This is a genomic window from Methanobrevibacter woesei, assembly GCF_003111605.1.
GTDB classification, from domain to species: Archaea; Methanobacteriota; Methanobacteria; order Methanobacteriales; family Methanobacteriaceae; genus Methanocatella; species Methanocatella woesei.
Genome location: NZ_MZGU01000004.1, coordinates 530774 through 556872, shown reverse-complemented (window position 1 = coordinate 556872; position 26099 = coordinate 530774). Strand labels below are relative to the sequence as shown.

The 26099-nt window shown below is 30.1% G+C and carries 28 protein-coding genes; 7 read left to right on the top strand and 21 right to left on the bottom strand.

The window, feature by feature from the left end; all coding sequences use genetic code 11:
• The first annotated feature begins 2 nt into the window (after nt 1-2).
• Nucleotides 3-539: an AAA family ATPase gene (locus MBBWO_RS05440; RefSeq protein ID WP_116669864.1), complete on the top strand. Its 537-nt coding sequence runs from the start codon at nt 3-5 to the stop codon at nt 537-539.
• Between the two features lie 8 nt (nt 540-547).
• Here MBBWO_RS05440 and MBBWO_RS05435 read toward each other — a convergent pair whose 3' ends face one another.
• A complete protein-coding gene (locus MBBWO_RS05435; RefSeq protein WP_116669863.1) occupies nt 548-1228 on the bottom strand; it encodes a diphthine--ammonia ligase in 681 nt (226 codons plus the stop codon).
• Nucleotides 1229-1235: 7 nt separating this feature from the next.
• The gene (locus MBBWO_RS05430) at nt 1236-1994 is read right to left on the bottom strand and encodes a hypothetical protein (protein ID WP_243408472.1); all 759 of its coding nucleotides are present in this window, start codon (nt 1992-1994) and stop codon (nt 1236-1238) included.
• 230 nt (nt 1995-2224) lie between these two features.
• Between MBBWO_RS05430 and MBBWO_RS05425 the strand changes: the two genes are divergently transcribed.
• On the top strand, nt 2225-3094 hold the full coding sequence (locus MBBWO_RS05425) for an A24 family peptidase (protein ID WP_116669861.1): 870 nt from the start codon (nt 2225-2227) through the stop codon (nt 3092-3094).
• Complete coding sequence (locus tag MBBWO_RS05420) at nt 3095-3520, top strand: class III signal peptide-containing protein (RefSeq protein ID WP_116669860.1); 426 nt, start codon at nt 3095-3097, stop codon at nt 3518-3520.
• A 5-nt stretch (nt 3521-3525) separates the two neighbouring features.
• On the opposite strand, the gene MBBWO_RS05415 is transcribed toward MBBWO_RS05420, so the two are convergent.
• The 4 genes from MBBWO_RS05415 to MBBWO_RS05400 all read right to left on the bottom strand — a co-directional run bounded on the left by MBBWO_RS05415 (nt 3526) and on the right by MBBWO_RS05400 (nt 8710).
• Nucleotides 3526-5142, bottom strand: a complete 1617-nt coding sequence (locus MBBWO_RS05415) for a CTP synthase (RefSeq protein ID WP_116669859.1) — start codon at nt 5140-5142, stop codon at nt 3526-3528.
• A 139-nt stretch (nt 5143-5281) separates the two neighbouring features.
• Entirely contained in the window at nt 5282-6496 is a 1215-nt protein-coding gene (locus tag MBBWO_RS05410) for an outer membrane protein assembly factor BamB family protein (RefSeq protein WP_116669858.1), read from the bottom strand.
• Between the two features lie 2 nt (nt 6497-6498).
• The gene (locus MBBWO_RS05405; protein WP_116669857.1) at nt 6499-7692 is read right to left on the bottom strand and encodes an ABC transporter permease; all 1194 of its coding nucleotides are present in this window, start codon (nt 7690-7692) and stop codon (nt 6499-6501) included.
• The gene (locus MBBWO_RS05400) at nt 7679-8710 is read right to left on the bottom strand and encodes an ATP-binding cassette domain-containing protein (protein WP_116669856.1); all 1032 of its coding nucleotides are present in this window, start codon (nt 8708-8710) and stop codon (nt 7679-7681) included. Before MBBWO_RS05400 ends, MBBWO_RS05405 begins: the two co-directional genes overlap by 14 nt.
• 261 nt (nt 8711-8971) lie before the next feature.
• Between MBBWO_RS05400 and MBBWO_RS05395 the strand changes: the two genes are divergently transcribed.
• Nucleotides 8972-9871, top strand: a complete 900-nt coding sequence (locus tag MBBWO_RS05395) for an RpnC/YadD family protein (RefSeq protein WP_116669855.1) — start codon at nt 8972-8974, stop codon at nt 9869-9871.
• A 12-nt stretch (nt 9872-9883) separates the two neighbouring features.
• On the opposite strand, the gene MBBWO_RS05390 is transcribed toward MBBWO_RS05395, so the two are convergent.
• The 10 genes from MBBWO_RS05390 to MBBWO_RS05345 all read right to left on the bottom strand — a co-directional run bounded on the left by MBBWO_RS05390 (nt 9884) and on the right by MBBWO_RS05345 (nt 19636).
• On the bottom strand, nt 9884-10678 hold the full coding sequence (locus MBBWO_RS05390) for an alpha/beta hydrolase (protein WP_116669854.1): 795 nt from the start codon (nt 10676-10678) through the stop codon (nt 9884-9886).
• Nucleotides 10679-10687: 9 nt separating this feature from the next.
• The gene (locus tag MBBWO_RS05385; protein ID WP_116669853.1) at nt 10688-11137 is read right to left on the bottom strand and encodes a flavodoxin; all 450 of its coding nucleotides are present in this window, start codon (nt 11135-11137) and stop codon (nt 10688-10690) included.
• 12 nt (nt 11138-11149) lie between these two features.
• Nucleotides 11150-11683: a flavodoxin family protein gene (locus MBBWO_RS05380; protein ID WP_116669852.1), complete on the bottom strand. Its 534-nt coding sequence runs from the start codon at nt 11681-11683 to the stop codon at nt 11150-11152.
• 66 nt (nt 11684-11749) lie between these two features.
• Nucleotides 11750-12385, bottom strand: coding sequence for a flavodoxin family protein (locus tag MBBWO_RS05375; protein WP_116669851.1), 636 nt, complete (start codon nt 12383-12385; stop codon nt 11750-11752).
• An 11-nt stretch (nt 12386-12396) separates the two neighbouring features.
• Complete coding sequence (locus MBBWO_RS05370; RefSeq protein ID WP_116669850.1) at nt 12397-13638, bottom strand: cofactor-independent phosphoglycerate mutase; 1242 nt, start codon at nt 13636-13638, stop codon at nt 12397-12399.
• A 27-nt stretch (nt 13639-13665) separates the two neighbouring features.
• A complete protein-coding gene (locus MBBWO_RS05365; RefSeq protein WP_116669849.1) occupies nt 13666-14685 on the bottom strand; it encodes a homoserine dehydrogenase in 1020 nt (339 codons plus the stop codon).
• 8 nt (nt 14686-14693) lie between these two features.
• Entirely contained in the window at nt 14694-15179 is a 486-nt protein-coding gene (locus MBBWO_RS05360) for an amino acid-binding protein (RefSeq protein ID WP_116669848.1), read from the bottom strand.
• A gap of 23 nt (nt 15180-15202) precedes the next feature.
• The gene (gene gatC, locus MBBWO_RS05355; RefSeq protein ID WP_116669847.1) at nt 15203-15418 is read right to left on the bottom strand and encodes an Asp-tRNA(Asn) amidotransferase subunit GatC; all 216 of its coding nucleotides are present in this window, start codon (nt 15416-15418) and stop codon (nt 15203-15205) included.
• A gap of 86 nt (nt 15419-15504) precedes the next feature.
• Nucleotides 15505-16944, bottom strand: a complete 1440-nt coding sequence (locus MBBWO_RS05350; protein ID WP_116669846.1) for an asparagine synthase-related protein — start codon at nt 16942-16944, stop codon at nt 15505-15507.
• Between the two features lie 58 nt (nt 16945-17002).
• Complete coding sequence (locus MBBWO_RS05345) at nt 17003-19636, bottom strand: hypothetical protein (RefSeq protein ID WP_133241505.1); 2634 nt, start codon at nt 19634-19636, stop codon at nt 17003-17005.
• 396 nt (nt 19637-20032) lie between these two features.
• Here MBBWO_RS05345 and MBBWO_RS05340 point away from each other — a divergent pair, with 396 nt between their 5' ends.
• Complete coding sequence (locus MBBWO_RS05340; protein ID WP_116669844.1) at nt 20033-20794, top strand: RpnC/YadD family protein; 762 nt, start codon at nt 20033-20035, stop codon at nt 20792-20794.
• A gap of 83 nt (nt 20795-20877) precedes the next feature.
• Nucleotides 20878-22167, top strand: coding sequence for an O-acetylhomoserine aminocarboxypropyltransferase/cysteine synthase family protein (locus MBBWO_RS05335; protein WP_116669843.1), 1290 nt, complete (start codon nt 20878-20880; stop codon nt 22165-22167).
• 47 nt (nt 22168-22214) lie between these two features.
• On the opposite strand, the gene metX is transcribed toward MBBWO_RS05335, so the two are convergent.
• From metX to MBBWO_RS05320, 3 genes are all read right to left on the bottom strand, one after another.
• On the bottom strand, nt 22215-23687 hold the full coding sequence (gene metX / locus MBBWO_RS05330; RefSeq protein WP_116669842.1) for a homoserine O-acetyltransferase MetX: 1473 nt from the start codon (nt 23685-23687) through the stop codon (nt 22215-22217).
• A gap of 10 nt (nt 23688-23697) precedes the next feature.
• Complete coding sequence (gene rnc / locus MBBWO_RS05325) at nt 23698-24369, bottom strand: ribonuclease III (protein WP_116669841.1); 672 nt, start codon at nt 24367-24369, stop codon at nt 23698-23700.
• A 74-nt stretch (nt 24370-24443) separates the two neighbouring features.
• A complete protein-coding gene (locus MBBWO_RS05320; RefSeq protein WP_116669840.1) occupies nt 24444-24968 on the bottom strand; it encodes a nitroreductase family protein in 525 nt (174 codons plus the stop codon).
• Between the two features lie 98 nt (nt 24969-25066).
• Between MBBWO_RS05320 and MBBWO_RS05315 the strand changes: the two genes are divergently transcribed.
• Entirely contained in the window at nt 25067-25402 is a 336-nt protein-coding gene (locus tag MBBWO_RS05315; RefSeq protein ID WP_116669839.1) for a hypothetical protein, read from the top strand.
• A 110-nt stretch (nt 25403-25512) separates the two neighbouring features.
• Here MBBWO_RS05315 and MBBWO_RS05310 read toward each other — a convergent pair whose 3' ends face one another.
• Nucleotides 25513-25701 carry a 50S ribosomal protein L37e gene (locus MBBWO_RS05310; protein ID WP_116669838.1) on the bottom strand — a complete coding sequence of 63 codons (189 nt, stop codon included), beginning with the start codon at nt 25699-25701 and terminating at the stop codon, nt 25513-25515.
• A gap of 125 nt (nt 25702-25826) precedes the next feature.
• The gene (locus tag MBBWO_RS05305) at nt 25827-26057 is read right to left on the bottom strand and encodes an LSm family protein (RefSeq protein WP_116669837.1); all 231 of its coding nucleotides are present in this window, start codon (nt 26055-26057) and stop codon (nt 25827-25829) included.
• Nucleotides 26058-26099: the final 42 nt, after the last annotated feature.

Sequence of the window (26099 nt, the reverse complement as noted above, 5' to 3'; positions counted from 1 at the left end):
ATATGAAAATATTTGGAATATCAGGATTACCGGGATCTGGAAAAAGTTTAGTTTCTGAATTAGCTGTTGAAAAAGGAGCTATTATTGTAAGTATGGGAGATATAATACGTGAAGAAGCTAAAAAAAGAGGAGAAGACTCAAAAACAACTGCAACTAACTTAAGAAAAGAACATGGAAAATACATAGTGGCAGAATTAACTATTGCTAAGATAAAAGGCATAATAGAAGATGGATTTAATAATACAATCATAGTTGAAGGTATTAGAAGCCCATTTGAAGTTAATCTTTTTAAAGAGAATTTTAAAGACTTTATAATCCTCTCTATTTTTGCAAATCCAAATTTACGTTTTAAAAGATTGCAAAATAGAAAAAGAGAAGATGATTCCCAAAATTATGAGGAATTTGTAAATAGGGATCAAATGGAATTAAATTTTGGTATAGGAACTGTTATTGCCCTTTCTGATAAAATAATAATTAATGAAGGAAGTCTTGAAGACTATAAAAATAAAATAAATGAATTTTTAGAAGAAAAAATGTGAAAAAACATTTATTTTTCTTCTAATACTGCTTTTTCAATAATATACACACCATTATCAAAATGCCAATCCTTTTTAGCTTCTTTTATGCAAATTCTTTTTTTAAATATTGGTCCATCAACAACTAGAGTTTCTGCTTCTCCACCTTCAAAGGCCAGATTAACGGCACATTTCTTATTTATCTCAATTAGCTCACTCAAAGCTTTTTTATCAATTTTACGACCTAACCAAGATTCATCTAGACCATATGCAAAAACACCACTGATAATAACTTCAAAACCTAAAGAAATAATCTTTTCCATATATTCAAGTTCATCTACATGCCAGTAAGGTGAAACTACCTTAAGACCAATTTCATCGGCCAATTTTTCAATCCTTGATTTTTGATAAACTGAATATAAAGCACCAGTATATATACACTCAACACCATAATCTTTAAGATTTTTAAATTGCTCTTTTAAATCTTGCAATTCCTCTTCTTTAATACCATTAGTTTCAGCCACAATTAGAGGAATATCAAGAGCTTCTGCAAGTAAATTAGTGAGGTCAATATTAGGCACATGAAACATATAAGATTCATCATTAATAGACTTCATAGAAAGGAGATATAGAACATCTTCTCCTTTCTCTAAAGCACTGTGTAATGCCATGACACTATCTTTCCCGCCAGAAAATAATACTGCTACATTCATGAGTTAACTACCTTTTTACTTTTGCATTAAGGAATTTTTTAAATTTTCTAAATGCAACAACAATATTATCACAGTAAACTCCACAAATTGAAACAATAACCCCAACAACACCAGAACAAAGGATAAATTCAGTGTTAGATAACATAGAACTATTTGTATTTTCAATACTATCTTGAACTGGTCCTTCAATATTGGTTGCAACAATACCTCTAGCTAGTAAGTTTTCTTCAACAGTATCCAATGCAGAAGATTTTAAAACAACTTCAGCTTGAATCTGTGCATATGAAATAGATCCTCCATAAACTTCAGTATACCAATCTGAAAATGATTTTAAAGCAGATGAAGTATCATATCCTCTTTCAATATCAATATCAATTTTTCCAGACTGATTAACAGTGAAATTTTCATAATGAGAGTCAATATTAGGAATTACAGACTGGAAGTATGCATACTCATTATCATCAAACCGCCACATTTGGAACGTTATTCCAGTAGTTGTAAATGATTCAACACCTTCAGTCTCAGTTAAATTTTTTTCTAATTCATCAATATCCAATGATGAAGAAAACATCAAGTCCATTGTTTCTTCATTAGAAGGGACAACTTTCTCAAAATTACTCATCATTTCAGGAACATCATCATAAATAGGAGACAGGAAAAATGCCCCACCTAATGAACCTATAAAAAATGCAGAAATCAAAACTAAAGCCATTTCTTTTTTACGCATGAAAGGTTTTAACATCCCTATTGAAAAAACAAATATCATTAAAATAACAAATAGCACTATATAGACTATAAAAGTTAAAAAATCCATAAATTCACACGCCAGTAAAATAATATTTATCTTTAAATTGTAATATATTATAAAATTTGTAATTAAAATATCTTTTGATAAAATAAAGATAAGTGTATTTAAATTAATTTTATTCTCATATAACAATTTAATTTAATAAATTCCTATTTATTTAAAATATTATTTAAAAATAATTAAAAAATATGATTTATACCATTATTATTTTATTACAAATTATTTTTAGCCTAATTCTAATAAGTACAGGAGTTATTTTTGACTTGAAAAAAGGAATAATACCTGACAAAATCACATTATTTTTAATCATCTTCGGTTTTGTAACAAATGGATTATTATCATTAATCACACATAACATTAAATTCATTTTAAGTTCCATTATTTCATCAGTGATAACCTACAGCATATGTTATTTAATATGGAAATTAAAGATTTGGGGTGGTGGTGATGTAAAATTATTAACAGGAATATCTGCAGTTACACCATTTGCAGTAGAAATTCCAATTTTAAATATTTATCCTCAATTATCAATCTACCCCTTTTCATTTACAGTAATAATTAACTCAATTTTAATAAGTTTTCCTTTTTTAGTTATGTTAATTTTCTACCTAAATATGAAAAATAAAATATTTTCAAAAAATGAGGAACTAGCTATCAATTTGATAAATTACAGGAACTTTCTATTATTTATTAAAACACATTTCAATAAAATAATACCCATTCCTGAATTAAAAGAAGGAATGATAATTAATAATTTCTATTTTAATGATAAGCATATTTTAGATTTGATAACAGAAAATAAAGGAAATTTAAAAGTTTATAAAGCACCAAAAGAAGAAGGATACAACTACTATTTTAAATCTTCAACAGCTGGAGGATTAACAGAAAAGGACATGTATCTCTTAAAAATCATGTATAGTCAAAATATTATCTCCAAGAACATATCTATAAAATTAGGAATTCCTTTTGCTCCTTTTATAGCTATTGGTTATGTAATTGCATTATTCTTTGGTGATTTGACAATTATATTAATAAGAAACCTATTTCTCGTGATATAAATGATAAAAGATAAAAAAGGACAGCTTTCATTGGAATTCATATTAATATTTGCAATCTCTTTAATCATATTAACAATTTTTACAATACCCTTAAGTGAAATAGCTATTGGAAACACCTTAGAGATAGCAGATATTGCAAATACTAAATCAGATATAACAAAAATAGCTAATGGAATCAGTGAAGTTTACAGTCAGGGACAAGGATCTAAAAAGACAATCAACATAGATTCCAATAGAAGTTACATATTGAAAATCTCTCCAAAATCCATTTCAACAACATTAACACTGGAAAATGGAGATACTAAAACAATAAAATCATCACATAACTATAACAACATAAATACAAATATAAACATAGAAAAAGGAAAAAATAAGATTATTATTAACTGGAAAGATAATTTAGACTACCTAACAGTTCAAAAATGAAAAAGTTAATTTTTAGAATGCTCGTGAACAGCTTCTAAAAATGATTTAAATAATGGATGAGGTCTGTTAGGCCTTGATTTAAATTCTGGGTGGAATTGGCATCCAATAGCCCATGGATGATCTGGCAATTCAACGATTTCAACTAAGAATTCATCAGGGCTTGTACCAGAAATAATTAAACCTTTATCTTGTAAATCTTGCCTAAATTCATTGTTAAATTCAAATCTATGTCTATGACGTTCAGAAATATCTTCTTCACCATAAGCTTCATAAGTTTTAGTTCCTTTAACCAGTTTGCAGTCATAAGAACCTAAACGCATAGTTCCACCCATATTTTTGATTTTCTTTTGTTCTTCCATCATATCAATAACAGGGTGTTCAGTTTTTTCATTAAATTCAGAACTATTTGCATCAGGATATCCATTACGTTTTGCAAATTGGATTACAATAGAATGCATTCCAAGACATATTCCGAAAAGAGGAACTTTATTGACAATTGCATATTCTACAGCATCAAGTTTTCCTTCAACACCTCTTTCACCAAATCCACCAGGTATTAAAATTCCATCGAGGCTTTTCATAACTTCTTCATCTAATTCATCAACATCAGAACTTACAAATTTGATATTAGCTTTAACACCAATACTTGCTGCTGCATGTAATAAAGATTCTCTTATACTGATATATGCATCTTCAAGCTCAACATATTTACCAACAATACCAATTGTTACTTCAGGCTCTTCAATTTTAAGAGATTTAACAATATCACGCCAGCTATCCAATTTTGAGGAATCAGGAATAACATCTAAATTGATTCTGTCAACAATAAGTTTTCCAATGTTATTTTCTTCAAGAACTAATGGAACTTCATAAATTGTACCTGCATCAGGAGTGTTTACAACAGCTTTAGAATCAACATCACAGAAGTGAGCGATTTTACCTTTTAAACCATCATCAATAGGTTCCTGGGATCTGCAGACAATTACATCTGGATTAATACCCATACTTCTCAATTCTTTTGTAGAATGTTGAGTTGGCTTAGTTTTAAACTCACCAGCTGCATTTAAGTAAGGAATAAATGTAACATGTACAAACATTACATTATCAGAGCCTTCTTCATTTCTTAATTGTCTTAAAGCTTCTAAGAAAGGTTGGCTTTCAATGTCCCCAACAGTACCACCAAGTTCAATTAAAGCAACATCATATTCCCTTTTATCAGAAATATTACGTATCATCCTTTTAATTTCATCAGTAATATGAGGAATAACTTGAACACAAGCTCCTAAAAATTCACCTTTTCTTTCTTTAGAAATAACAGATTTGTAAACTTTACCAGTAGTAATGTTTGACAATCCAGGCAATTCTACATCTAAAAATCTTTCATAATGTCCTAAATCTAAATCAGTTTCCATTCCATCATTTGTAACAAAAACTTCACCATGTTGATAAGGATTTAATGTTCCAGAATCCCAATTTAAGTAAGGATCAATTTTGATAGCTACCACATTTAAGCCATAGGAACGTAAAATACGACCCATAGAAGCGGAAGTGATACCTTTACCAATGGAACTTACAACTCCCCCAGTAATAATAATATATTTTGTCAGAAAAATCCTCTCCATTAAAAATAAAAAAAAACTTTTTCTAATTTATTAATAAAATATTAGATTTATCTATAATATAAATTTTAGTAATTGCTTATAACCTAACAGAAAATCTAATTAAATTTTAAAAAAAGAAAAAATAAGAAAAGATAAAAAATTATTTTCTTCTATACTTCTTAATAGCAACAACACAAATAGCTAAAACAATTATTAAAACAGCTAAACTGTAATAGAAAAATATTGGTGTTGGAGCCTCATTCTTTTCTATGTTAAATGAATATAGATAACCACTTTCATCAGCAAATAACACATTATCTCCATAAATAACAGGAGAAGAAGATATTGGAGAATTAAATAGTATTGTTCCTGGATTATATGTGAAATCAGGAATTCCAGTATATTTATTTAAAACATATATGTTTCCATTATTGGAACCAACAACAATTTGATTATCCTTTATAGCTGCAGTAGATTCAACTGGTGAGCCTGTATTAAAGCTCCATTTTTCTGTTCCATCTCTTAAGTCAAAACATGTTATATTTCCACCATCTGACCCAATAAATAGGTTATTATCATAGATATCCATTGTTGGTGATGCTTTTACACTGTTTCCTAAATCTTCACTCCATAAAAGAGAACCTGTTGTTGAATTAAGGACATAACTAAAGCTATCTTGTGAACCAAATGCTATTCTTCCATCCGCATAGGCAGGAGAAGAAGTGATTTGGTCACCAGTAGTATAAATCCAATTTTCATCCCCATTCATTGTTAAAGAGTAGAATTCATTATTGGTTGAACCAACAAAGATTGTGTCATTTACAATTATTGGAGAAGATTGAATTTTTCCGCCTAACTCTACATCTAAAACTTTATCTCCATTATCTATATCTAAACCATATAAATGGCCATTATCACATCCAACATAAATTGTATCGTTATTTATGAAAGCTGTTGAATTAACTGGTTTTGTTGTTTCAAATTTCCAGCTTATTTCATGAGAAGTTAAATTAACAGCTATTAAACCATCATTGTTTCCAACAAATAGCTGATCATCTTTAATCACAGGAGAAGATAAAGTTGATGAGTTAATATCTAATTGCCAACTTAAATCACCATTTTCCATATTAAATACTTTTAAAATTCCTTCTTCTGAAATTAAGTAAATGAAATTATCTGAAATAGCTGGTGATGAAAGAACAGATGATTCTACATTAGAAAACCAAATATTAGATACAAAATCGGCATTTTCATCACTAAAAGCCTGATGGTCTACACTTCCCTGAAAAGATAACCAATTAGACTCGGCTGAAACTGGTGCAATTAATAATAAAAGTGTAAATACTGCTATTAAATATTTTTTATTGAAAATCATCTTTATACATCCCTATTAAATCTTTTAACACCAACTATGAAGAATACTATAGTAAAACCTATTAAAACTAATAAATCTAACCAAATATCTCCTAATCCTAAACCTTTAATCATGACTCCCCTCATTGCATCATTTAAATATGTAAGTGGGAAGATATAAGCTATTTTTTGGAAAATCCAAGGCATTGTTTCAATTGGGTAAAATACTCCTGAAACAAACATCATCGGCATACAGAAGGGCATTACTAACTGAGTGTAATCCTCTTGTGTTGATGCTCTTGAAGACAGCATAATTCCGAAACCAACGAAACATAAAGCACCTATGAAAAGAACGATAATTGTATTTATAATTCCTCCTTTTATAGTTACTCCAAATAGAACAATAGCTGCAAATAAAAGAACCAGTGTTCTCATAAATTCAACTGATAATTTACCCGCTATTTTTCCTGCAAGCACTGTAGCAACAGAAGTTGGAGTCATGAATAATCTTGCAAGTTCCCCAGTTTCACGCTCTCCAGCTACTGAAGATCCCATACCCATCATACAGGACATCATAACAGTCATTCCTAAAACAGCAGGAACTAGGAAATCAATATACTTAATTTCACCGAAAATCTTGTTAATGTGTAAAGTTATACTTTCCTGAACATCTTCTATTGAATTAGAAATAGATGGTTCGACTGTGGCATTTTCAGTAGTTATTGAAGTGGTCATTGTACCTGCTGAGGAACCCATAGCTGTGGAATACTCTCCAGCCATTGCAGATACTTTTGCGAATAATTGCTGAGCAACTGGAATGATTACTTGAGATGCCATCTGATCAGAAGAATCTAAATATAATGTTGCTGCCTTCGATTGGTCTGTTGTAAAATTATCAAATTCCTTTGGCAGTATAATAGCTGCTTTGACTTCACCAGAGTCAACTTTTTCTTTAGCAGTATTAACATCCGTAGTTATATCCTCAACATGAAATGTATCCGTTGATTTTACTGCTTCTAAGGTTGCATTTGTTAATACACCATCATCTTGAGCTACAACAACCACAGGCAAATTAGTTAAATCTCCCCCCATACCATAACCAAATAAAAGAATCATAATAATAGGAAAAGCTAAGATTGAAACTAAACGAGATGGATGTCTTTTTAATACAATAAACTCTTTTTTAATCATCCATTTAATTTTTTTAAGCTCTAGCATCTTCATCAACCTCTGAAGTAGTTCTTATAAATACATCCTCTAATGAAGGTTCTTCAGTAGAAATAGAAGTTATTACACCATCATTATGTGAAATAGTTTTAATAACACTATTAACAGCATTATCATTGAAATTATCAATAGCTAATGTAATTCTTCCATTATCTGAAACATCCATTTCATGAACATGTTCATTTTCCCCAATAGCTTTTAAAATATTCTCTGATGAATTATTAAGGATAAATGACATCTTTCTATATTTAATTTCATTTTCTCCATTAACATTAATATCACTAAGAGCTGAAACAATGTTATTTTCATACTCTTCTTTTTCAAGTTTAAGTAAGCTATCTTTAAGACCTTGAGGACTGTCATAAGCAACTAAATTACCTGTATTGATAATTCCAACATTATCACAAAGCATATCAACCTCATGCATATCATGGGAACATAGAATAATTGTATGACCACTATCATTTAAGTCAGTGATTAAATCCCATAATATCCTTTTTGTAGTTGGATCAAGACCAATAGTAGGCTCATCTAAAAACAGTATATCGGGCCTGTGAACTAAACTTGCAACTAGAGAAGCTTTCTGTTTCTGTCCACCAGACAATTGCCCAATTCTCTTATCTTTTGCATATTTAATGTCAACAAGTTCCATTAAATCATTAATTCTGTCATATTTAACATCCTCATCCACTCCATAAAAATCAGCACATAACTCTGCATTTTCAAAAACAGTTAAATCTTTATAAAGACTTACTTGCTGAGGAACCATTCCTAAAAGATTTCTAACTTCATTAGGGTTCTTTTTAATATCATAACCTCCAACAGTAGCTGTTCCTTCAGTTGGCTGGATTAAACAAGTTAACATTTTAATTGTTGTTGTTTTACCCGCACCATTAGGACCCAACATTCCAAAAATAGTCTTATTAGGGACTGTTAAGTTCAAGGAGTTAACTGCTGTAAAATTTTTATATCTTTTAGTTAGATTATTAGTTTCAATAGCATATTTCATAAGATTAATTTACCTCCTCTGTAACTGCTAATTTAAAAAACAATAGTTTAACATATATTTCCTTTTTATATTAAAAAGTTAACTTTTAAATGAATTGGAATTTTAATTTTTAAAAAAAGATATTGCTTAACCTATAAATATTTGATTTTTGTTTATAAAAATAGTGTAAATATTAATTTTTAATTCAAAAAATAACTTAATAATTTAAATATTTTTTAAATAATATTAAAAGTGTGAAATAAATATATTTAGAGGTAAGCTATGAAAGGAAAAGAACATGATGCTCATTTTAAGAATGCATTTCAAATCAATGGCCCCTATTTAAGTAGCATTATAAATCCCGAAGACGAATTTGGAGAAATAGGCCCGACTGAAATAATAAGTAACAAGTATAACAATTATAGAGCAGATTATACCTACTTTACAAAAGATAAAGAATATATAATAAATATTGAATTTCAAACCAATCTGCCCAACTCTGAAGATTATTTCAGATTTTACATTTATGCCTCCAATTTACACATTAATTATAAAAAGAAAGTTAAAACAATAATATTGTGTACTGAAAACATTAAAAATGAAACATATGTTTATAATTTTGGAAAAGGAGATTATGAATTCATTTTAAAATCACTGAAAAATTACAATGGAGACAAAAAATTAAAAATAATTAAAAAGAAAGTTATAAACAATAAGGAAATAAACAATAAAGATTTAGCTATTTTATTATTAATCCCCTACATGAACAGTGTTAACATAGCTGAAACATTATTCGAAAAAGTATGTCAAATAACAAACAATATCAAAACTGATTCGCTAAATAAAAACATATTAAAAGCATCACAAATAACATTGCTAGAAAAATTCATTAAACACAAATCTAAACAAAAGGAAATAATGGAGATAATTACAATGAATAGTGAATTATTAAATGAATTTATTGAAGAGAAATATGCAGAAAAAATAGAAGAAACACGCCAAAAAGCAATCAAAAAAGGAATTAAAGAAGGAATAGAACAAGGCATAGAGCAAGGCATAGAGCAAGGCATAGAACAAGGAGAAGAAAAAATAATAAAAAAACTGTTAAAACAAGGAATTCCAACTGAAACAATACAAAAAGCAACTGGAAAAACACTAGAGCAAATAGAAAAATTAAAATGAAAATAAAGTTATTTAAAAATTTAACCATCTAATAAATTCTTTGATATGTTCATCACAAAATTCCCATGTATGTTCACCAGAATCTATTTTAAAAGTTGGATTAATATTTTTTTCTTTTAAATAGCTATAATAATCTTTATTAAATTCCAGTAAAAAGTCATCTTCACCAATTGCCATGAATATACTTGGAACATTCATTTTGTTATCAATTAATTTATCAATAAGAAATTTAGGATCATTGTCACTATTTTTAATTTTATCTAAATCACCAAAGCAAGATTCAGCGAATTCACGAGATCTTAAAAGATATTTTTCTCCAGATTTCCAGTTTAAAACATCTTCAGTAATTAATGCTGCTGAAATCGCCCCAATATGGCCAAAAGTATTGTTATATTTCAGACCTAATTTAAGTGCTCCATATCCACCCATTGAAAAACCTGCAATAGCAGTATCTTCTTTTTTATGAGATAATGGAAAAATACTTCTTGTAAATTCAACCAATTCTTCACCTACATATTGTGCATAAAGTTCATGTGATTCAACTTTATCAACATAAAATGAATTGCCACAAGAAGGAATTACAACAGCAATATTATTATCTTCAGCAAATTTTTGAATGTTAGTATTTGCTAAGTAGATGTCATCACTTCCAAAAAGCCCATGCAATAAGTATACTGTCTTATATGGCTTTTCAACAACCTCTTCTTCGCCTCTAAGGAAATGAATATTGTCTGCTGGAAGAACAATACTAATTGAGGTCCTTCCCTGTAAAGATTTAGATTTAATATCTCCTCTAAATAGAACCATAGCTATTACCTAGATTATTTTTGATAATTTATCTTCACAAGTATCAACCTGTGATGAAGTAATGCCCAAACCTTCAAAAACTTCTCCATCAGTTAATTCTTCAATAAAAGAAACACTATTTCCTAATCCTCCACCACCATTGGTACAGATAGGTTGAATGGTTTTTCCTGCAAAGTCATGAGTTTCAAGGAAAGTTGCAACAACCATTGGAACTGTTCCAAACCAATTTGGGTATAAAAGGAATAGCTTATCATATTCTTCAATATTAATATCCTCTGCAAGTTCTGGTCTTTGGTTTTCTTCCCATTCCACCTTGCTTACATCCACAAGACTTCTGTATTCAGTTGGATATTCTTTTTTAGCTTTAATTTCAAAAATATCTGCATCCACTAAACTATTCAATTTTTCTGCAACTTTTTTTGTATTTCCTGAAATAGAAAAGTAAGCTATTAAATCCATACGCTTTTCTCCTTAAATATTTTTACCCATATTATATGCTTCTTCCATTGCAACAGTTCTTTTTACATCTCCTTTAAGCCAGGAGCTAACACCATAAATAGTTCCTTTTTCCTGAGCACCAGGCAAACAGTCCAAGTATCCTCTCATAGCTTCAAAGGTTCTTTCTAGGGCAAATCCTTCATTTACTGCTGCAGTAGCTATTAAATAAAATTCCTTATTTGTAATTTCTTCATATTTAGGAAGAGTTCTATCAATAAATGTTTTTAGCTGACCAGACATTGAATAGAAGTATACAGGTGTTGCAAGAACAATTACCTCTGCTTTCATCATTTTATCAATTAATTTATCCATTCCATCATCATGTACACATGGACCTTTTTGACATGCATAACAGCCTAAACAATAATTCAATTTGTAATCAGTTAAATATATTTTCTCAGTATTGTGATTTGACTCTTCTGCACCTTTTATTAATTGATCAGTCAATATATCTGAGTTTCCGCCTTTTCTTGGACTTCCTTCTATAATCAAAATATTTTTACTCAAAATAATCACCTTAACTCTATAAAAATCTAGTTAAATATTAAGTAGTGAAAAAAAAATAAAAAAAAGTTATCTGATAAAGTTAGTTTTAACTTTTGGCTCAGATTCATCTACTTTAAGACCATTTTCATGCCCTAATTTAATGCACTGTAAAAAGAAAGCCATATTGCGACCTAACTGTCTCATAATATAAAGACCTTCTTCATCTTGCCTAACTTCCTCAGGAGTGTTTCCATGAACCACATTCCAGTAGCAAGAAGAAATGATTGGCATCTGACTAATTCCAAAGAACTTATTTAATTGATCATAAGTTACTGTAGTACCTGCTCTTCTTGCTGATGCAATAGCTGAAGCAGGTTTAAATTTAAATGCTTTACTACCATCACCATTACTGTTAGAGTAAAAGGCTCTTCCTAAAAATGATGTAATTTGACCAGTAGCTGCTGCATAGTGTACAGGTGAACCAAATATAAATCCATCAGCATCATATGCCTTTTTAACAAATTCATTTACTTTATCATCAAAAGCACATTCGCCTAATTCACTACATTTACCACAAGCCATACAACTAGCTATTGGTTTAGTACCTACCCAAAAAATCTCTGTTTCAATACCATTTTCATTTAAAGTCTTTTCCACTTCGCATAACTCAGTGTAAGTACATCCATTTTTATGTGGGCTTCCATTTAAAAGCAATACTTTCATAATCAAACCTCTTAGAAATCATCATTAATAAGGCGTTTAACTAAATTGCAGCCTCTCTGTTTTTCAATTGAACCTTCACAAACATCCACTTCATTAAAACCAGCCACAGAATCTCCATCTTTATTACAGGAATACATTATGATTGGCACATCATCTCTTGTATGGGTTCCAACAGACAATGGAGTTGGATGATCCGGTAAAATAGCTGCTTTATATTCATTACCTTCTAAGAAATCTAAAACAGGGCCAACAATATGTTTATCAATCTGTTCAATAGCATTTACTTTTTCCTTAATGTCACCAGCATGTCCTGCTTCATCTGGAGCTTCAACATGAATAAAAAGTAAATCATGGTTTTTTAAAGTGTCAATTGCATACTTTCCTTTTGCTGCATAGTCAGTATCAAAGTATCCTGTAGCTCCAGGCACTTCAATAACATCCAAACCTGCAAATACACCAATTCCCTTTAATAAGTCAACACCAGTGATTACAGCACCATCAAGCCCATAAGTTTCCTTAAAGTTAGGTAATTTAGGAGTGACACCTTGACCCCATAACCAAACCATGTTAGCAGGTTTTTTACCTTCGGAAATCCTTTTTTGATTGATTTCATGGTCTTTTAAAACTTCCTGGGATTCAATCATTATATTTTTAATTTCCAATGCCAAATCTTTTCCCCAAGAATCATCAATTTTACCAGATGTATTTTCATCTAGATTCTGAGATGCAATATCATGAGGAGGCATGGTCTTAAGATTAGAAAGGAACTTTGCATCTTCTTCATTATCACAGGAGTATACAAATACATGCCTATAGCTTATACCTGGATAAAATTTTCCTTTGAATCCTTCATATTTTTCATTGAAATACTCATTTAATGCATCCATAAGTACTTCAGCTTCCTGTGATGTGATGTGGCCTGCATTGAAATCATCCATTATTCCATCTTTTTCAGTTATGGTGTTACATCTAAAGATTACATCAGTAGGTTCAGTTTCAATACCCATGCTTCCAGCTTCTAGGGGACCACGACCTGTATAAAAGTCATTAGGGTCATAACCAAAAATACTCATATTTGCAACATCAGAACCTGGAGTTAATCCTTCAGGAACATTATTAGTAAATCCTCCACATCCTTTACTAGCTAATTTATCAATATTTGGAGTGTTAGCATACTGTAAAGGAGTCATACCATCTAATTCATCAACAGGATAATCACTAGACCCATCAGGGATAAAAACAACATATTTCATAGTATCAAGAAAAAAAAATAAGAAAAATTAGTATTTATTTTTTAAAATACTAATTAAATCAGTCAACATTGCAGAAGCGGTTTCAAGAGAACCTGCACCTAAACCAACAACAGTAACATCACCAGCTAAATCAGTGTGAACAGTAGCCATGTTTAAAGTTCCATTTACATCATAAGAGCTACCTTGTTTAACTAGACGCGGAGACACTTTTAAGTTATCTGGTGATACTTCAGCTATTAATTTAATTAAATAACCATCTTTTTTAGCAAGTTCAATAGCTTGAGAGGTAATATTAGAGATACCTTCTACATCTACATCACTATATGTAGCATCAATTCCAAGTAAGGAATTAGCTAAAATAACAGTTTTACATGCAGCATCAATTCCTTCAACATCCTGAGTAGGGTCTGTTTCAGCTATTCCTAACTCTTGAGACTCATGTAAAATATCCTTATAGGAAGAACCTTCAGAAGTCATTCTAGATAAAATATAGTTAGTAGTACCGTTTAAAATACCTTCAATGGAAGAAATTTTACAGCTGGAAAGAGTATCTTTAACAAAATTAATAATAGGCATTGCTCCCCCAACAGTAGCTTCATATCTGAACTGAACATTATTTTTTTCAGCTGCAGAAACTACATCTTTGAAGAATAATGCTAAGTGTCCTTTATTAGAAGTTACAACATCTTTACCTTCTTCAAAAGCTTTTAAAGTTAAAGATAAAGCAGGTTCACCATCTTCAATGTTAGTTGGTGTTGCTTCTATTAAGCAATCATATTCAACACTATCTAATACATCTATTCCACAAACATCACTACCATATTCTGGATATGATGCTAAACTTCCATTATCATTTTTAACACTAACAAGTAACTGTTCATCTAACCCATCAGCACAAATAGCTGAAGATGATGAATCAGCTGCAGCAACAACCTTCACCTCGACGTTGTGCTCTTGTTTAATCATATCTTTTTTAAGAGAAATGGCATTAGCGACTCCTTGTCCTACTGCACCAAATCCCATAATTATGACTTTACATTCATTCATAAATATCCCTAAACCTCATTAATCACTAATAAATCCTTTTCAACGGCAATTTCATTAATTCTATCAAATACAACTTGTTTTTTGCCTACATCCGTCTCAATATTGATTAATGCAGAGGATTTAGCCTCACCATCTAATTTAATATCAAATCCAACAATATAAATGCCGTCTAATTCATTAATTCTATCCATAGTGTCCCTAATATCTTTATCAACAATGTGACCAATTAAGATAGTGCTAACTTTTTCTTTGCGAACAACACCATCCATTTCCAAAATAGAAACACCAAGTTCATTAAATTTGTCAATTACACGGTTAAGGTTTTTACGTTCACCTTCAATAGTCAATTGAACAGGAATTCTTCCTTTTTCATTTTTAATGTCTCTTTTATGGATAACAGTAACTAAATTAGCACCAAGTCCACTAATAGGTTTTAATACAGACACTAATTGTCCTGGAACATCTAAAAGCTCCAAAACCAAATCCATTCTCATTATAAAGTCCCCTATTTTTATATTTAATTAACCCAATCTGCTTTTTTAACAATAAGATTTCCATCTTTGTCAATATTAGCATTTCTCAATATTTTTTCAGGATTTTTCTCGTGAGATTCATCCTTACGTGTGAGATTTAAATTATCTGTAATATACCATGTTTCTTCAAGATCAGGAATATTATCTAATGTTTTTGAAAATTCTTCTACAATTTTTTCCGCGTCTTTTTCTATTTTCATTAATAAATCTCCTAAACGATTAATTATAATAATATTAATTTATTGTTTAACACTAATAAATGTTTAAGATTTCACAGATTAAAATTTTATAAAAAAGAGTTTAAATCATAATTTTTAATGATTTTTTTACGTAGAATCTTATCAATTCCAGTTCCATATTGTGCTGCTTTCTTAGGCCTAAATGCAAATTCATCATCAAGCCCTAATTCACTAGCTAAATTCCTTAAAATATGTTTTCTTATTTTATCATCCCTAGCTATAATTTTATACTCAACTGGAATGTTAAGTGCAAATTCCACTAATTTAGAATCAAGGAAAGGTAATCTCAATTCTACACCATTATCCATAGACACTGCATCATCACGCTCTAAGTTAACATGATACATATTTTCAATGTCATGTCTCAATTCCTCATCCAAATCTCCACTTTCAAAGGATTTTAGGTATCTATTGTATCCTGCAAAGAGTTCATCTGCACCTTGGCCTGAAATAGCTACTTTAAGACCATCTTCTTTTATCATCTTTGATGCTAAGTAAATTGTCATTCCAACTCCTATTTTCATCAGATTTGTATCATCAATAGCATTTATAACATTAGAAAGATTTTCCTTTACAGTTTCTTCTGAAATATCATGAACTTTTAAAGGCAAGTGAAGTTGTGATGCAAGTTTTTTAGCAGCCTGAACATCTTTTGAGTTTTTACCACCAACAGAATATAGTCTTATTTTAAGATCTCTCTGACTAGCTATTTTTTTTAAAATTAAAGTTAAGATAGCACTGTCTACTCCCCCTGAAAAGATTACTGCTATCTCTTCTAAAAACTCCACTCTTTTTGAAACTGAGTTAAATAGTAATTCTTTTAGATTAGAGATATCTATATTTTCTGTTATTTGCCATGGATGGGCTCTAAACTCCACCTCTTTCCAGTTGTATAAGATATTTCCAGGCTTTAAAGAGATTATTTCACTAAATCCAACTTCTCTTAGTGATTTTCTTGTTGAGGAAAATCCCTTTAAATTATTATTAACTGCATAGAATAATGGCTTGACTCCCATATCATCCCGTGCAATAGCTAAGTTTTTACCATCCCATATTACAAAACTGTAATCTCCATCAATTTTACTTACAGTTTTCTTAACAGCTTCAAGTAAATTACCTGACTTTTTAAAATAATGACATGCTAAATTTAGAAGCAAATCTGTATCACAGCTAAAGTCAGAATTAAGAAATTCAGCCAGCTCCCTGAAATTATAAATCTCACCATTAAAAACTAAAACAAGATTATCCTTAGAAACAGGCTGGTAAAATTCACTATTTTCAAGTTTAAAAATAGATAATAAGTTATGCCCCATTGCAAAGTTTAAATTGGAATCATTTTCATAATCATCTAAATCAATATTGTTTTCAAGGGTGTCAGGGGCTAAAAATACTCCTGATGAGTCAATACCTCTATTTTTAGATGATTTAAGCATTTTAGTTAAATCACTTGCTTTGAAATTACCTTCTAAACCTGCAATTGAGCACATTATATCTAAATCCCACTATCAATCTAAATAGTAATTATCTAATTAATAGCTATTAAGATTATTCATCCATTAAATTTAGCTCTATATCTAAATCAAGTAAATCTGGATGAATGTTAAATAGGTTTCTTTCCCTTTCAATATTGATAGCAGTTCTATTGTTTTCATCTTTTGTAATGGTTCCTATATTTTTTAAGAACTTGTAGTCTTCTTTATCCATAAATGATTGATGTTTTAAGAATTTGACAATGTTCCCCTCGCTTTCTCCTTCAGAAGTTAAATTTTTCAATATAACCAATATCCTTTCAATAAATGCATCGTAAAATATCTCAGAGAAGTCAGTGTATTCGTTGTCCCCTTCAAGACCTTTTACATACCATTCATATGCATCATTTAATTTAATGTTAACTTTTCTTGCTGCCTGTTTAGGTTTATTATGCTTTATAATTTCCTTTAAGAAAAGCAACATTTGTCTTTCACGAATTTCATCATTTAACTCTTCTTCAAACTCCATGAATTCATCATTTGTCATGTCTGAATTCTTTAATGCCTTTAACTTGGATCCTTTTTTGATAAAATTACTAATATATTTCTCTTTTTTTATCTCCATATAACTGTCATAAAAAGTAATTGGATTTTCTTCATCTTCTTCTATCTTGCACCAGTTTTCTAAATCTTTCTCAGTGATTTTTAGAGATTTGAGTACTTTGGACTGTTGTTTTGTTTCAAATTCCTTTAGGAACTTTTTCATTAAATTAGGAACTAAAGATTTACTGTATTCTTCATACAATGCATGATATTGAGATTCTTCATCTTTACCCAATTCAAGATATTCATTTAATTCATTTAAGCTGATATCTACCTTTAAGATTGTTTCTTCCTTGGTTTTTCCCTCTTTAAATGAATCAATTATTAAGTCCGCCTTGATTTTTTCAAGCTTTTGCCTGCATTCCTCATTCATCTTATTGTCCAATAGGTTTTTAACAGATTCAACTGTTTTGCCTATTTCCTTTGCAGCTTCTTTTTTCCTTTTTCCATTTTTACGGGCTTCCACATACTTGTTAAGCAATATTTTTGTAAGTTTTGAATAAAATGTGATGAACATGTCATTAGAATCATCGTACTGTCTTTGACCTTTTCTTATCCAGCTATCTAAATCATCCCTTTTAATTTGAGAGTTTACAAATGCATTTTCAATATCTGTTTTTCTAAGCAACCTTAAATATTTGTCCATTAAAGCTTTAGTATACTTTAAACAGAAACTTTTGAATGGTTCTTCCCTTGTTTTACGGCCTTTTTCCACCCATTGGTTAACCTCTTCGATAGATAGCTTAGATTTGACTGCAGATGTTTCAATGCTTTCCTGATTTAAATAATGAATAAATTTGTTAGATCTCTTTTCAACATATTGCTCATTGAACTTCTTATTGAAAGAATCATCATTAGCTAATTTATCACTTAAATCTTCTTCAGTGATTTCAGCTATTTTCAATGCATCTTCCCTTATATTTCCTTTTCTAAGTTCCTTTAAAAAGATTTCATATTTAATCTCTTTAATGTTTTCAAAGAAGTCTACAAATAGCTCATTATCAGATGTTTTCCAGTAATTCCAGATATCTTCATTTATGAACAGCTCTTTTTTAATTTCTTCATTATCCCTGCCTGCTCTTTTCAATTTCAAGAAGTTGTTAATGAGTATCTGATTAAATTTCTTAAAGTCTGGACTGAAACTGGTCTTTTCCTGATTATACCATTGGTAAACAATGTCAATGTCAAATTTCAAGTTATCAAAGGATTCTTTTAGGAAGAAATTTCTTAAAAAAGTTGTAATGCATAATTTAGAGATGATTTTATAGATTTCAACAAAAGGAGCTATGCCCTTTTTACCTAATTCATAGCACTCTGAATTTCTAACTTCTTCAAGTGACAAGTTTCTTGAGTTTAAATTATATAATGTATTTTCAACTTTTCTGTATTGGTCTGTTTCCTTTATAAGTTCATTAATTTTTTCATTGTTGAAATAATTTAATCTGCCAACAATTTTTACATATCCTTCATTTCTCAATTCAATTAATAGCTGATTTCTAAGCTCTTTTGAATAGCCTAATTCAATTAATCTGTCTTTTTTAAATGGAGTCTTTGATCCTATGGATTTTCTAAGTGATTTTAGCTCATCACTTTTGTGAAGCTTTTCCTTACAATGAGGACAGAAGAGGCTGTTTTTGGAGCCCAATGGTGTTCCACATGCAATACAATTTTTAATTTCAATGTTGTTTTCATTGAAAATTCCCTTGTTTATCTTATCTGGATGAATATATGATGGTTTTGATGACTTGAAGATATCATCACAGAATTCATCATAATATAACCATGCACTGATAAAGAGATATTTATGCATGTTCACTGCACGTAGCTTATTTAGCTTCAAGTGGTCTTCCACATTATCATTGATACTGTGCATAGAATTTCTGATTCTATATGACCTTAAAAGATTTTTTTTCAAATTAATGCTAATATAATTTGATTTAGCTAAAAATTCCACTTTATCAGCAAAGGGAATGCGCAAATCTAATTCATGATTTACTCTTTTAAAAATATCAAAAATTAAATTCTCTAAAAAGGTTGTACCATCTGCTAGAACCGCTGATGGTGCAGTGTAAATTTCTTTTTCAATTGTGTCTGCTAAAATATACAAATTTCTATTAAAGTTTTTTAAAAATTTAAAATTGGAACTCATGTTATAATAATATGTTTTCATTATTAATAAATTATACACAATTTAGTATCATATTATGAGGTGATTGAGTTTAATCATCCATGAAAAATTGAGGTTCTAAAATAATAAATACTGTAATTTTTATTTAATTTTATTGACTTATGTTAAAAATTTTTAAGTTAAATTAAAATATTGTTCATAAATTACAGCAAATTTATAAATATTTTTATTAATTTAATTAAAAAATGGTGATTATATGGATAAAGAAAATCCCGATAATATTACTATATCCACAAACACTGAAGAACCCTACAAAAAAATATATAAATTTGCAGATACCTTTTTTAAAACACAGGAAAACTAGAACAGACATACATGGTTGAATTTTTTGACAAAAATAATCAGATAGTGGAAGAATTATCTACAGAATTCATAACCACAGATCCGGTTTATAGATATGCTGATAAAGTGCTTAAAAATGATAAAAATGAAATAATCATAGTGGAATATCAAAATAGTAAATTAAAATCACAAGATATAAAACGATTTATGGTTTATACAGCTCTTGCAATTGAAAAGCAAAAATCCAAAGTGAGAATATTTATACTGTATACATACCATGTGAAAACACAGGAATTATGGGATTATGGACCAATAATATTCAAACCTGAAATTTTCTCACTAAAAGAGATAGAAGGAGACAAAGTATTAAAAAGATTAAAAGAAAAGATAAAAAATAAAAAAACACTAACAAGACAAGAACTTCATGAATTAAGATTTTTACCATTTTTCAAATCAAAAGAACAACCTAAAGAAATATTAAAACAAACCGTTAAACTAACAAATGAATTAACTGAAATTGAACAGGAAACATTAGAAACTTTAAAAAAAGGTCAAGCCATATTAGCTAGAAGATTTATTGAAGATGAAAAAGAGTTTAATCTTATAATGGAGAAAATAAAAATGAAAACTAATGTTTTTAGAGAACTTGTAGATGAGGGAATTGAAGAAGGCGAAAGAAAAGGTAGAAATGAAGGAATAGAAACAGTTGCAAAAAGAATGAAAAAACAAAACTACCCAATAGAAGAAATAATGAACCTCACAAAACTAACCAAAAAAGAAATAGAAAATTTATAAAATTACTTATTTTTTAGAGTTTTCCTTAAAATGGGAAAACTATTAAATTTTTAAATTTCCATATATTTTACTAGTGATTAAATATGACTAATAAAAGAAAATATGGAGAAAGAACTTTAGAAGTTCATGCAGGAGAAGAAAGAGCAGATCCTGTAACTGGTGCAAGAGCAACCCCAATTTATTACACAAGTTCTTATGCCTTTGAAAGTGCCGAAAAAGCTAAAAAACTATATGCACTTGAAGAAGAAGGACACATTTACACAAGAATATCAAATCCTACCACTGAAGTATTAGAGAAAAGGGTTGCAGCTATTGAAAATGGAGTAGGTGCACTAGCTCAATCAACAGGAATGTCTGCAATTTTACTAGCTATTTTAAACATAACAAATGCAGGAGATGAAATTGTAGCTTCAAATAACCTCTATGGAGGAACCTACACTTTATTTAAGAATACAATGGTTAACTGGGGAATTAAAGTTAACTTTGTAGATACTCATGACCTTGATGCTTACAGAGAAGCTATCAACGATAAAACAAAAGCAATATACTGTGAATCTGTTGGAAATCCTCAATTAGATATCCCTGATTTTGAAGCAATAGCTGAAATTGCACATGAAAATGGAATTCCTTTAATTGTAGATAATACCTCAGCTATTACAATGGTCAGACCAATTGATTATGGTGCAGATATTGTTGTTCATTCAGCTACCAAATTCTTATCTGGAACAGGAACAAGTATGGGTGGAATTATTGTAGATGGTGGTAACTTTGATTGGACCAATGGAAAATTCCCACAATTTACAGAACCTGATGAATCCTACCATGGTTTAATTTACTCTGAGGCTTTTGGAAACAAAGCATATATCATGAAAGCACGTGCTCATTTAATGAAAGACTTAGGAACTGTAATGAGTCCAATGAATGCATTTATGATTTTACAAAGTACTGAATCCCTAAGTTTAAGAGTAAATCAACATTGTGAAAATGCTTTAGAAATAGCTAAATTCCTTAAAAACCATGAAGCAGTTTCATGGGTAAATTATCCTGGTCTTGAAGACAATGAAAACCATGAAATGGCTGAAAAATACTTAAATGGCAATTATGGTTGTATTGTTGGATTTGGTATCAAAGGTGGAATTGAAGAGGGTAAAAAATTCATTGAAAGTGTTGAATTGTTATCCCATGTAGCGAATATTGCTGATGCTAAAACCTTAGTAATACACCCTGCAACCACTACACACTCAAATATGAGTTCTGAAGAACAATTAGAAAGTGGAATCACTCCAGACTTCATTAGAATGTCTGTAGGTATTGAAAATGTTGAAGATCTTATTGCAGATATAGATCAAGCATTAAAAAAAGCAGTAAACTAAAAATTAAATAAATGAAAGGCTTTTCAACCTTTCCTTAAATCTTTTTTTTAAATATAAGAAATTAAATGACTTATTTGGTCAGTTGTAATTATTCCCTGAAGAATCAAGTCATCATCAACAACTGGAAGACAGGAAATATCAAACTTCTTCATTTTATGAGATATCTCTTCAATTGTGTCTTCAGCTTTACAGAACTTAACTGTTTTTGTCATTATATCCATTAAATCCTTAGAATCAGTTGCAATAGACTTAGACAAGTCCCAGCTAGTTACAATACCAATTAACTTCTTGTCATCTGTAACAACAGGCAAGTGAGTAACTTGATTATCAAGCATCAAACGGGCAGCTTCCTCTACTTGAGCCTTTTCTGTTATTGTTATTACATCAGTTCTCATCAAGTCCTCTACAACATTATCTGCAAGGAATCTTGAAACGATATAGTTAAGTTGTCCTTTCTCAAGAAGGAATGCATCATGACCATAGCTGGATTTAAGCTCTGAGAAGGATACTTCCACATCATTAGCCTGAAGAGCTGTTAGAATATCCATACTGTGCTCTGTTGGATAAAGCCAGTCAGAATCAACAGAAACAACTTCAACTTTAGCTTTAACAGGACTTAAACCATCAATTAATGAGTTGTTAATTGACAAATCAAATAAATCAATAGCTTTTGTAATGTAGAGATAGCTATTTGCATCAAAACGTTTTACAAAGGATGCACCTTGATGATGAAGATAGCTTTCAACCTGGAAATCCATTGACAAGTCATAGGTAACTTCCTCTTTATCCTGCAAGTCACGTCCAAATTTAAGATACATTGACTCATCACTTAGATAGGTAATATGAGCAACCATACGTGCTACAGAAAGTCCATTTTTAGGAACTTTACCAGTTTCATAGTAGTTTCCTCCAGCCCAGTCAGGGTCAGCAACTATTGACTGACGGCCAACCTCATTAAAAGCTATTTGCTGAGGAGAAGACCTTGCTGTTGTAGCTATTGGAATTGCCTTTTTAACCATCTCAGGATAGGAAACAAGCCATTGCATAACCTGCATTCCACCCATAGATCCTCCAATAACAGCAGCTAACTTATCAATACCAAAGGAATCAACTAGAATCTTTTGAACATTAACCATATCCTTAATGGTGATTACTGGAAAATCAGTACCATATTGCTTTCCGGTTTCAGGATTAATAGAAGCAGGACCTGTAGTGCCTTTACATCCACCTAAAACATTAGAACATATAATAAAGTATTTTCTGCTGTCTAATGCTTTACCTGGCCCTATTAAAATTTCCCACCAACCAGGTTTCTTATCTCCTTTATGCCAACCTGCTGCATGAGCATCTCCTGATAGAGCATGACAAATAAGAACTGCATTGTTTTTTTCTTTATTTAGTTCACCATAAGTTTCATAAGCTACAGTAACATTACTTAGAGTCTTACCGCTCTCTAATTTAATAGTGTCTGCAATATCAAAATATTTTGTTTCAACAATTCCTACAGATTCCTTTTTCATAGAAACCCACCTAATACTTTTCAATACCTAATTTTTCCATAGCTTTTTCAGCTGCTTTCTGTTCAGCTTCTTTTTTGTTTTTTCCTTTTCCAATTCCCATTTCTTTTCCATCCACCAAAATGGAAATTATAAAGGTTTTATCATGAGGAAGACCATACTCTTCAATGATTTCATAGCTTACATCAACTTCTTCAGCATCCCCATATTCTTTCATAGCTGATTTATAATCAGCAAAGAAGACTTTTTCTTGGTCTATATACTTAAAAATAATTTTAGAAATGTAATCTTTGGCAAATTCTATTCCCTGATCTAAAAAGATTGCACCTAAAAATGATTCAAAGACATCTGCAGTTATAGATAAAATCTCATTATCACTAATGTTGTTATCTTCACTGAATATTTTTATATGCTTATCCAATCCCAATTCATGTGAATAAAAGATTAATGCAGTCTGACAAACATAATTTGCCCTAAGTTTAGTTAAATCTCCTTCCTTATAATCAGAATACTTTTTAAAAAGGTATTCAGATACAATCATGTTTAAAACAGAATCTCCAAGAAATTCTAGTCTTTCATAAGTATAATCAACTCCAATCTTAGCACTATATGAACCATGCATAAATGCAACCTCATATAAGTGTTCATCATTTGGAATAATGTTAAATTTTTCTAACAAGTTCATAATTAATACCACATTATAATATGATATTTATTTTTCAATTAATATAAAGGTTTTATAAAAAAAAGAAGAATGGATTAATAAGTTTCATAATGAACTCTGGTTTCATCATACTTATCAACAAACTTATTTTCAAATCCTTCAGCAGGATACCCAAGTGAAATAATATTAAAAGGACGTAGTGATTCACTTTCTAAATTGAAGATTTCACGTATTTTATTCATACGTTCTTCAACAGGTGCAATACCTAACCATACAGCACCAAGACCTAAGTTTGCTGCTTCAAGAAGAAGATTTTCACTAGCTGCAGCCATATCCTGTTGCCATACTCTTTCATAATGAACTCTTTCCATATTAGCAATTGAAACAATAGCTAGTGTTGCAGTCTTTAATGGTTTTGTATTGGAATCAAGCTCAGATAATTTCCCAATAGTTTCCTTATCTTTGACTACTATAAATTCCCAAGGTTCAGCACCCATTCTGCTTCCAGCTGCCTGCATTGCTGCCCTTAAAAGTTTATCAACATATTCATCTGGAATTTCTTTATCACTGTATTTTCTAATGCTTCTTCTGTTTCTAATGTTTTCTTCTACTGCATCCATAAGTTAACACCTTTTAATTTATTAAAAATTGAAGGTTAATAAAACTTTTCACATGCTCTTGGTGATGTCCTTTATAAATAAAAAGTTAATTATAGACTATGTTACTTAATTGGAAAGAAGAAATAACAAAAATTGATCCAGATATAAAATTCAGATTAAATGGCGGATGGCTGAAAACTGTTGAGGAACTAGACAAAAGTGTGAAAAATGGATATTCCCTAGTTGGAGACTTTGTAAAATCTGGAGACTTCGAAGTTGAATACAGTGAAGGATTATATCTAGACTGCAATAAAGAAGGTAAACAGTCAAAACCACAGCAGGATTACAGACTATTTCGTTTTAAGGATGGAAAAGTCAGATTGCTTGATATGGTAATTGATGGAAAACAAGACTGGGCGCCTGAATTATGGGCTGCAGTTGAAGATGAATTTTAAATCTAAGATTAACTAAAAAATAATCTTTAATCTCTCTTTTTTAAAAAAAATAGCTAGTTTATAATTAATTTAAAATATTGAAAAATAAAAAAAAGTTTTAAACAAAGATTTTATACTAATCTTTGTCTGGTTGTAGGTTTTTTGTTTTGCCAACTGTATCTTCTGATTTTTTTGGATTTACCGAATCCACAGGAAGCACAAACTTTTTTACGTATATGGTAAGTGTTTCTACCACATCTTCTACATCTTATATGGGTTTTTTTATTCTTTTTACCCATTGATGGAGTTCCTTTTGCCATTGAGACACCTCCTTTATATTAATTTTATTATTTAACAGTAGCTTAAAGATAAAATAATCTGAATTATCAGATTAAAATATTGTTGATACCTAAGCATCAACTAGAAAAAAGCATTACAATAGTATTTATGGTGAAATATAAACTATGTTGTCTCCTCTAATAAGAACAACACCAAGTCTTCTAGTGACTTCGCCATCTTGTAATTCTTCTGCATCATTAAGAACTAAGTTCATGTGCAAGTCAAAGCTTTTAAGTATTCCTCTAAATTCACGATCTCCTTTAAGTTTTATTAGAACAGGAGAGTTTACAGCTTGTCCTAATGCATCAAGTGGTCTTTGAACATTTTGTCCGCTCACAATATCACCTTATTATACTATGTTATTTATTGTTTGAATAAT

Bases quoted from the DNA above. Each gene is read 5' to 3' on its own strand.
- MBBWO_RS05440 (WP_116669864.1), top strand. From the start codon at position 3: ATGAAAATATTTGGAATATCAGGATTACCGGGATCTGGAAAAAGTTTA.
- MBBWO_RS05435 (WP_116669863.1), bottom strand. From the start codon at position 1,228: ATGAATGTAGCAGTATTATTTTCTGGCGGGAAAGATAGTGTCATGGCA.
- MBBWO_RS05430 (WP_243408472.1), bottom strand. From the start codon at position 1,994: ATGATATTTGTTTTTTCAATAGGGATGTTAAAACCTTTCATGCGTAAA.
- MBBWO_RS05425 (WP_116669861.1), top strand. From the start codon at position 2,225: ATGATTTATACCATTATTATTTTATTACAAATTATTTTTAGCCTAATT.
- MBBWO_RS05420 (WP_116669860.1), top strand. From the start codon at position 3,095: ATGATAAAAGATAAAAAAGGACAGCTTTCATTGGAATTCATATTAATA.
- MBBWO_RS05415 (WP_116669859.1), bottom strand. From the start codon at position 5,142: ATGGAGAGGATTTTTCTGACAAAATATATTATTATTACTGGGGGAGTT.
- MBBWO_RS05410 (WP_116669858.1), bottom strand. From the start codon at position 6,496: ATGATTTTCAATAAAAAATATTTAATAGCAGTATTTACACTTTTATTA.
- MBBWO_RS05405 (WP_116669857.1), bottom strand. From the start codon at position 7,692: ATGCTAGAGCTTAAAAAAATTAAATGGATGATTAAAAAAGAGTTTATT.
- MBBWO_RS05400 (WP_116669856.1), bottom strand. From the start codon at position 8,710: ATGAAATATGCTATTGAAACTAATAATCTAACTAAAAGATATAAAAAT.
- MBBWO_RS05395 (WP_116669855.1), top strand. From the start codon at position 8,972: ATGAAAGGAAAAGAACATGATGCTCATTTTAAGAATGCATTTCAAATC.
- MBBWO_RS05390 (WP_116669854.1), bottom strand. From the start codon at position 10,678: ATGGTTCTATTTAGAGGAGATATTAAATCTAAATCTTTACAGGGAAGG.
- MBBWO_RS05385 (WP_116669853.1), bottom strand. From the start codon at position 11,137: ATGGATTTAATAGCTTACTTTTCTATTTCAGGAAATACAAAAAAAGTT.
- MBBWO_RS05375 (WP_116669851.1), bottom strand. From the start codon at position 12,385: ATGAAAGTATTGCTTTTAAATGGAAGCCCACATAAAAATGGATGTACT.
- MBBWO_RS05370 (WP_116669850.1), bottom strand. From the start codon at position 13,638: ATGAAATATGTTGTTTTTATCCCTGATGGGTCTAGTGATTATCCTGTT.
- MBBWO_RS05365 (WP_116669849.1), bottom strand. From the start codon at position 14,685: ATGAATGAATGTAAAGTCATAATTATGGGATTTGGTGCAGTAGGACAA.
- MBBWO_RS05360 (WP_116669848.1), bottom strand. From the start codon at position 15,179: ATGAGAATGGATTTGGTTTTGGAGCTTTTAGATGTTCCAGGACAATTA.
- gatC (WP_116669847.1), bottom strand. From the start codon at position 15,418: ATGAAAATAGAAAAAGACGCGGAAAAAATTGTAGAAGAATTTTCAAAA.
- MBBWO_RS05350 (WP_116669846.1), bottom strand. From the start codon at position 16,944: ATGTGCTCAATTGCAGGTTTAGAAGGTAATTTCAAAGCAAGTGATTTA.
- MBBWO_RS05340 (WP_116669844.1), top strand. From the start codon at position 20,033: ATGGTTGAATTTTTTGACAAAAATAATCAGATAGTGGAAGAATTATCT.
- MBBWO_RS05335 (WP_116669843.1), top strand. From the start codon at position 20,878: ATGACTAATAAAAGAAAATATGGAGAAAGAACTTTAGAAGTTCATGCA.
- metX (WP_116669842.1), bottom strand. From the start codon at position 23,687: ATGAAAAAGGAATCTGTAGGAATTGTTGAAACAAAATATTTTGATATT.
- rnc (WP_116669841.1), bottom strand. From the start codon at position 24,369: ATGAACTTGTTAGAAAAATTTAACATTATTCCAAATGATGAACACTTA.
- MBBWO_RS05320 (WP_116669840.1), bottom strand. From the start codon at position 24,968: ATGGATGCAGTAGAAGAAAACATTAGAAACAGAAGAAGCATTAGAAAA.
- MBBWO_RS05315 (WP_116669839.1), top strand. From the start codon at position 25,067: ATGTTACTTAATTGGAAAGAAGAAATAACAAAAATTGATCCAGATATA.
- MBBWO_RS05310 (WP_116669838.1), bottom strand. From the start codon at position 25,701: ATGGCAAAAGGAACTCCATCAATGGGTAAAAAGAATAAAAAAACCCAT.